Annotated in this window: 7 protein-coding genes; 2 read left to right on the top strand and 5 right to left on the bottom strand. The window is 70.1% G+C overall.

From position 1 onward, the window contains the following. Positions 1-117: 117 nt before the first annotated feature. The 4 genes from P409_RS21615 to P409_RS21600 all read right to left on the bottom strand — a co-directional run bounded on the left by P409_RS21615 (position 118) and on the right by P409_RS21600 (position 3,490). Positions 118-849, bottom strand: a complete 732-nt coding sequence (locus P409_RS21615; RefSeq protein ID WP_034843545.1) for a dienelactone hydrolase family protein — start codon at positions 847-849, stop codon at positions 118-120. Then, complete coding sequence (locus P409_RS21610) at positions 846-1,271, bottom strand: Zn-ribbon domain-containing OB-fold protein (RefSeq protein WP_052121119.1); 426 nt, start codon at positions 1,269-1,271, stop codon at positions 846-848. The genes P409_RS21615 and P409_RS21610 overlap by 4 nt, the downstream gene beginning before the upstream one ends. Before the next feature lie 9 nt (positions 1,272-1,280). Then, on the bottom strand, positions 1,281-2,444 hold the full coding sequence (locus P409_RS21605; RefSeq protein ID WP_034843543.1) for a thiolase family protein: 1,164 nt from the start codon (positions 2,442-2,444) through the stop codon (positions 1,281-1,283). A gap of 140 nt (positions 2,445-2,584) precedes the next feature. Beyond that, complete coding sequence (locus P409_RS21600; RefSeq protein ID WP_052121117.1) at positions 2,585-3,490, bottom strand: TauD/TfdA dioxygenase family protein; 906 nt, start codon at positions 3,488-3,490, stop codon at positions 2,585-2,587. 167 nt (positions 3,491-3,657) lie between these two features. On the opposite strand from P409_RS21600, the gene P409_RS21595 reads away from it, so the two are divergent. Continuing rightward, positions 3,658-4,899 carry an alpha-hydroxy acid oxidase gene (locus tag P409_RS21595; protein WP_052121115.1) on the top strand — a complete coding sequence of 414 codons (1,242 nt, stop codon included), beginning with the start codon at positions 3,658-3,660 and terminating at the stop codon, positions 4,897-4,899. Here P409_RS21595 and P409_RS21590 read toward each other — a convergent pair. Then, positions 4,857-5,837 carry a LysR family transcriptional regulator gene (locus P409_RS21590; protein ID WP_052121113.1) on the bottom strand — a complete coding sequence of 327 codons (981 nt, stop codon included), beginning with the start codon at positions 5,835-5,837 and terminating at the stop codon, positions 4,857-4,859. The genes P409_RS21595 and P409_RS21590 overlap by 43 nt on opposite strands. A gap of 107 nt (positions 5,838-5,944) precedes the next feature. Here P409_RS21590 and P409_RS21585 point away from each other — a divergent pair, with 107 nt between their 5' ends. Then, positions 5,945-7,114 (top strand): homocitrate synthase/isopropylmalate synthase family protein, encoded by a 1,170-nt coding sequence (locus P409_RS21585; protein ID WP_052121110.1) that lies wholly within the window; start codon positions 5,945-5,947, stop codon positions 7,112-7,114. Positions 7,115-7,127 lie beyond the last annotated feature (13 nt).

The raw sequence follows: 7,127 nt of genomic DNA, 5'->3' as shown, positions 1-7,127 counted from the left end.
CGGCAGCGATCCGGCCCGCCAGCCCCCCGGCCAGGCGCAGCATCAGCGGCGCCCCGGGCGCATAGCTCTCGACGATGGTGACGCCGGCCAGGGGACGGTTCGGCTCTGCTGGCAAGGTCACGTCAGCGTCCTGTCCCACAGGTCGAACAGGCGGTCCCAGCTCTTCTCGGCCGCGATCGTCTCGTAGGCGGCGCCGGCGGCGAAGCCGTAGCCGTGGCGGGTGCCGGGATGGATATCCAGGACATAGCGCGTCCCGGCGGCATCGAGCGCCGCCTGCAGCGCGGCGATGGTCTCGGGCGGGGCGGCGCCGTCGGTCTCGGCGAAGCCGTAATACATCTCGCCGCGGATGCGATCGACCAGCCGGTGCGGCGACGCCTCGTCCTCGGTCACCAGGCCGACGCCGTAGAGCGACCCGACGCCGGCGAAGCGATGCGGGAACCGGGTCGCGGCCACGGTGACGTAGCGGCCGCTCATGCAGTATCCGACAGCGCCGACCGGGCCGGGCCGCACCCGGTCCTGGGCATCGACGAAGGCCAGCAGGCCGGCGGTGTCGTCCATCACCCGGTCGTCGTCGAGATGGCGCATGGCGGCGCCGATCACCGCCGACATGCGGTCGTCCCGCCGCGGCAGGTCGAAGCGCAGCTGCCCCAGGCGGTAGTACATGTCGGGCAGCACGCAGAAATAGCCCTGCCGGGCGATCCGCCGCGCCATGTTGCGCAGCTCCTCCCGGATGCCGGGCGCGTCCATGTAGAACAGGATCGCGGGATACCGCCCGGGTTCGGACGGGCAGGCGGTGAAGGCCGGCATCGTGCCGTGCCGGGTGATCACGGATACGTCCTGTTCGATCATCGATTGTCGCTTCCCGGATGAGGCTGCCCGTCGCCGCGCAGGCGGACGGCGTGCTGGATGCGGTCGCCATGCGCGCGGCAGAAGATCTCGACCTCCGCGCCGATCCAGCTTCCCGCCGGCTCCGCCCCCACGAGGTTGGAGACGATGACCGGCCCCTCGGCCAGCTGGACCGCGACCGCATTGTAGGGCGGCGGGTGGTCGTCGAAATACTGCCGGTGGAAGACGACCCAGGACAGGATCGTGCCGTGCCCGGACACCGGCTGCCAGCGGTGGTCGAGCGACAGGCAGTCCGGGCAGGCGGGGCCGGGCGGATAGCGGAAGCGGCCGCAGGCGGCGCAGCATTGCAGCTCCAGCCGCCCCTGTTCCAGGGCCGCCCACATCGGCCGGTCGTAGAGGGTGAGAACGCGTTCGGAGAGGCCCATCTGCGCCGCCTATCGACCGTAGATGATGGACACGGCCTTGCCAGCCACGTCCGAGCTGTAATGGACGAAGCGGCAGTCCGGCACCTGCCGGTCGCCGCCTTCGCCGCGCACCTGGCGCACCGCCTCGACCTGGTGGTTCCAGCCCTGCATGTAGCTCTCCGACAGGTGGCCGCCGCTGGTGTTGACCGGCAGGCCGCGGGCCAGGGAGATGCCGTGGTCGCGCATGAAGCGCCCGGCCTCGCCGTCGCCGCAGTAGCCGTAGCCTTCCAGCGCCAGCGGGATGTGGCAGGAGAAGCTGTCGTAGATCTGCAGGGCGCTCATGTCCCGCGGCCCGACGCCGGCCATGTCGAAGACCTGGGCCGCCGTCTGGCGCTGGGCGGGGCGGTAGAAGTCGAACAGCCGCGGCTCCAGGCTGGTGGCGCCGCGGTTCAGGTCGGACCGGCCAACCCCGTGGATCGGCACCGCGCGGCCGGTCATCCGCCTAGCCCGCCCGGCCTCGGCGATGATCAGCGCCACGCCGCCATCATTGATCAGGCAGTAGTCGAACAGGTGCAGCGGCTCGCAGATATAGGTCGAGGCCAGATAGTCCTCGATGCCGATCGGCTTGCGCATCAGGGCGTTCGGGTTCCGGCTGGCGGCCAGGCGCTGGGCCACCGCCACCTCGCCCAGTTCGGCCTCGGTCAGGCCGGTCAGCGCCATGTAGCGCCGGAACATCATGGCGTAGAGGGCGCCCTGCGAGGTGAATCCCCAGGGCGCGTGATAGACATAGGACAGGAAGGCGCCGCCGCCCTGCGCGTCCGGCCCGCCATAGTTCACCGCGGCCGACCGCTGGTCGTTGCCGTAGACCAGCGCCACCACCTCGGCCATGCCGGTCGCGACCGCCATGCAGGCTTCGATCACGGCCAGCATCGCGTCGGCCTGGCCGCCCCAGCGGACGTTCAGCCCCAGCACCTCGGCCACCCGCTCATAGGCCGTGGTCGGGCCGACGATCAGCCCGTCGATCTCGTCGCGGTCGATCCCGGCATCGGCCAGGGCGGCGCGGAAGGCGACGGCGGCATAGCCATAGGAATCATGGGGCTTGGCGCCGGACCGGACGGCGGCATGGTCGGCCACCCAGTCGGTGTGGCCGACGCCGACCACGGATGCGGCCCGGGCAAGGCGGGCGTCACCCATGGCGGTGCCGGACCGGCTGCGGAGATGGTGAGCTTTGCACGGAACGACCCTCCCGATTTTCGACCAGAGAAGGGGGATCCGCGGCCGCCGTCAAACGACGATATCGAAAGGATGATTGAGTTTCGCTCAAGGGGCGCGATCTATGCCGCCCCCAGCCGGGCGCGCCGCGCGAAGTCCGCGTCGAACACCCTGTCGGCCATCACCTGGCACCGCTTGATCAGCCGGTGCTCGTCCTTGGTGTAGTCCGGCCGGGCGTTGTGCAGCGTCGAGATGTTGTCCCACATCAGCACGTCGCCCTCGCGCCAGCGATGGGTGTAGCGGAACCGCTCCTGCAGCTGGTGCTCGAACAGGAAATCGAGCATGCGGTCGCTCTCCTCCTGGTCCCATCCGTCGATCCGGATCGCGTATCCGGGGTTGGCGTAGAGCACGGTGCGGCCGCTGATCGGGTGGCGCAGGAGGATCGGGTGGGACACCGGGGGCTTCTGCCGCCGCTGCTCCTCGGTCAGGGGCGGCCGGTTGCTGCCGGGCCGGCGGCGCATCTCCTCCCAGAACTTGTTGAAGTCGTGCAGCGCCGTGGCGCCTTCCAGCCGCTTGCGGACCTCGTCCGGCAGCGCCTCGCAGGCGGCGTACATGTCGGCGAACTCGGTGGCGCCCAGCGCCACCCCGTCGCGGCGCGGCACCTTGATGGCGTAGAGCACATTCGCAAAGGCGATGTCGCGGCTGTAAGACATGTCGGTGTGCCAGTCCTGGCCGGCATCCGACAGGCCGATCGGCCGGCCGTTCTCGGTGATGTTGGACAGGATCATCACCTCGGGGTGGCCCGGCTCCTGGAATGCGTTGGCGACATTGATCTCCAGCGTCCCGAAGCGGGCGCTGAACGCCTTGAGCTGGCCGGCGTCGATCTGCTGGCCCGGGAACCAGATCACCCCGTGCTGCGCCAGCGACCCGAGAATAATGCCGAAATCCTCTTCGCCGAGAGGCTGGGCCAGATCGATCTCCGAAATCCTGGCCCCGAGCCCGGACGCATTCGCCACAACAACGACCATGATTTTACTTCCTATCCATGCTTCCTTTACGGCAAAAATCATACAAGGATTCAAACAACCGCTTCCGATCCAAAAGCGAAACAGCGTTTTTCCGGAGAGGAAACACCAGGATCGGCAATAAACTGCTATCGGATCAGTCGGTCAGAACTTGGGCAGGGCCCGTTCAGATGATCCGAAACACCTCGCCCGCGGCGAGCCTGCGCCTTTCGCACGCAACGGCAGCCACGGCACCGCCGGCGCGGGACCGGCGCTTCCTGTGCCTTGACGATTTCGAGCGGGCGGCGCGCAGCCGCCTGCCGCGGATGCTGTACGGCTTCGTCGCCGGCGGGGCGGAGGAGCAGGCGTCGCTGCGCGACAACCGGGCGGCCTTCGCTGAGCTTCGCTTCCTGCCGAGAATCCTGGCCGACGTCTCCGCCCGGTCGCAGGCGACCTCCCTGTTCGGGCGCCCGCAGGCCCACCCCTTCGGCATCGCGCCGATGGGGCTGACCGGCATCTGCGCCTTCGAGGCGGATCTGCTGCTGGCCCGGGCGGCCGCGGAGGTGCGGATCCCGATGGTCCTGAGCGCGACCTCGATCATCCCGATGGAGCAGATCCGCGCCGCGGCGCCCGACACCTGGATGCAGGCCTATCTGCCGGCCGAGACCGACCGGATCGACGGCTTCCTGCAGCGGGTCGCCGATGCCGGGTTCGAGACGCTGGTCCTGACAGCCGACGTGCCGGTCGCGGCCAACCGCGAGCACAACATCCGCAACGGCTTCGACCTGCCGCTCCGCCCCGGCCCGCGGCTGTTCTGGCAGGGCGCGACGCATCCCCGCTGGCTGCTCGGCACGGTGCTGCGCACGCTGGCGCGGCGGGGCATGCCGCATTTCGAGAACATGGACCGGCATCGCGGCCCGCCGGTCGTCTCGCCCGCCGCGGTGCGCGCCCTCGGGCGGCGCGATGCCCTGAGCTGGGTCTCGTTCGAGTTCATCCGGGCTCGATGGCGCGGCAAGCTGCTGATCAAGGGCGTGCTGTCGCCCCGCGATGCGAGGATCGCGTCCGAGGCGGGGGCTGACGGGATCATCGTGTCGAACCATGGCGGCCGCCAGCTCGACGGCGCCGTGTCTCCGCTGCGGGCGCTGCCGGCGATCGCGGCCGAGGCGAAGGGCCTGCCGATCCTGTTCGACAGCGGCATCCGCCGAGGGTCGGACGTGCTCAAGGCCCTCGCCCTCGGTGCGGATTTCGTGTTCCTGGGCCGTCCCTTCCTGTTCGCCGCGGCCGCGGCCGGCGCCGCCGGGATCCGCCGGGCGATCGCCATCCTGGCCGAGGAGATCGACCGCGACATGGCGCTGCTCGGCGTCACCGCACCGTCGATGGTGACGCCCGACTATCTCGCCGCGGCCACGCCGCCATTCGGAGGCCGGGGATGAAGATCGATCCCATGGCTCCGGCCGGCCTGCGGCACGGATCTCGCCCAGCGCGCCTCGGTCCTCAGCCAGTCGCGCAGATGGTCGAGGAACAGCGTGGCGCGCAGCGGCAGATCCCGCCGCGGATAGACTGCGCGGATCTCCAGCTCGGTCGGGGTGAAGTCCGTCATCACCTGGCGCAGGCGGCCGGCCCGGATGTCGTCGTCGACCATGTAGGTCGGATGCATGGAAATCCCCTCGCCCATCAGGGCCGCGGACCGGATCGCCTCGCCGAAATTCGACCAGAACGGGCCCGTCACATGGACCTGGAAGGCATCCCCGTCCCGCTGGAAGCGCCAGATCCCCGTCGGCGACTTGCCGGTGTGGACAAGGCATCGATGCCCGGCCAGGTCGCCTGGCGCCTGCGGCGCGCCATGGCATTCCAGATAGGCCGGCGCGGCCACCAGCACCTGCGGGGCGCGCATCAGCAGGCGCGAGATGCTGCTGGCGTCCCGCAGCGAATGGGCGATGCGGATCGAGAAGTCGAAGCCGCTCCGGACGATGTCGAGCGACCCGTCATCGTTGGTGAGCGCGACCTGGATGTCGGGATGGACGGCGCCGAAGGCGCGGATCGCCGGCACCACATGGTAGGCGCCGAAGGAGGGCGGCGTGCCGATGCGCACGGTGCCGGCCGGCCGTGCCGTGGCCGACCGCATCCTGAGCTCCAGCGCCTCGAAATCGTCGAGCAGCCTCGGCCCCTCCTCGAGCAGCACGGCGCCGGCATCGGTCAGGTTGACCGAGTGGGTCGTCCGGCTCAGCAACTGCACCCGCAGCATGTCCTCCAGCGCCGCCACCTGCTTGGTGACCGCGGCCCGCGACAGGCTGAGGCCTTCGGCCGCCGCGGTGAAGCTGCGGGCATTGGCGACCGCGACGAAGGTGCGGATGAGCCGCAGCCGGTCCATCACGCCGCCCCCCGCCTTTCCCAGACCCTGAACCCCAGCATTCGGACATGGAAGCGATGAGCAGCGAGACCCGGAAGCCCGCCCCCGCGGCGGGAAAGCCGCTTTGGATGACCAGCCCGTTCCACCATGCCGCCGGCGGCGACCTGCTGTTCGCCGAGACCGTGCGCGTCGCCGACTGCACCCTGCGCGACGGCGAGCAGCAGGCGGGCGTGGTCTTCACCGCTGCCGAGAAGCTGGCCATCGCGCGCGAGCTCGACGCGCTCGGCGTCTATGAGATCGAGGCCGGGACCCCGTCGGTCTCGCCGCAGGACCGCGAGGCCCTGGCGGCGATCGTCGATGCCGGGCTGACCGCGAAGATCAGCGCCCTGGCCCTGGCCCGGCGCCAGGACATCGACCTGGTCAAGGATTGCGGCGCCTGGGCGGTGCGGCTGAGCCTGCCGATCGGCTATCTGCAGCGCGAGGCCAAGCTCAAGCTCGACGACGAGAGCTATCTGCAGAAGGCGATCGAGGTGACGAGCTATGCCCGGGAGCTGGGCCTGCACGTCATCTTCAGCCCCTACGACACGACGCGGTGCGACATGGCCTTCCTGCTGCGGGTGGTCGGGGAGCTGACGGCGCGCGGCACGATCGACCGGATCAGGCTGGTCGATACGGCGGGCTGCGCCACCCCGCAGGCCATCGGCCATCTCGTGCGCGAGGTGAAGAAGGCGACGCCCGTGCCGCTCGAGATCCATTGCCACAACGATTTCGGCCTGGCCGTCGCCAACACCATCGCCGGGGCCGCGGCGGGGGCGGAGTACCTGTCGGTGACGATGAACGGCATCGGCGAGCGCTCCGGCAACGCATCGCTGGAGGAGGTCGCGGTGGCGCTGTTCGTGCTGTACGGGGTGGATCTGGGGCTCGACACCACGATGCTCACCGGCCTCTCCCGGCTGGTGGAGGAGCTGTCGGGCGTGCCCCTGCAGCGGCACAAGGCGATCGTCGGCCGCAACTCCTTCGCCCATGAATCGGGCACCGTCGTCGCGGGGGTGCTGAAGCAGCCCTTCACCGCGGAGCCTTTCGTGCCCGACCTGGTCGGCCAGACCCGCGAGATCGTGCTGGGCAAGAAGAGCGGCGCGGCCTCGATCGACGTGAAGCTGTCGCAGCTCGGCTACACCGTCACCGACGCCCAGCGCGATGCCCTGCTGAAGCGCGTGAAGGAGGAGGCCGTGCGCACGAAGTCGGCCGTCTCCGAGGCCGCGCTGGTCGCAATGGTCGACGAGGTGCTGGCCTCTTAGGGCGGCGGCCGCC

It is taken from the genome of Inquilinus limosus MP06, assembly GCF_000767795.1.
GTDB classification, from domain to species: Bacteria; Pseudomonadota; Alphaproteobacteria; order DSM-16000; family Inquilinaceae; genus Inquilinus; species Inquilinus limosus_E.
This window is presented reverse-complemented; position numbering and strand designations above follow the sequence as displayed.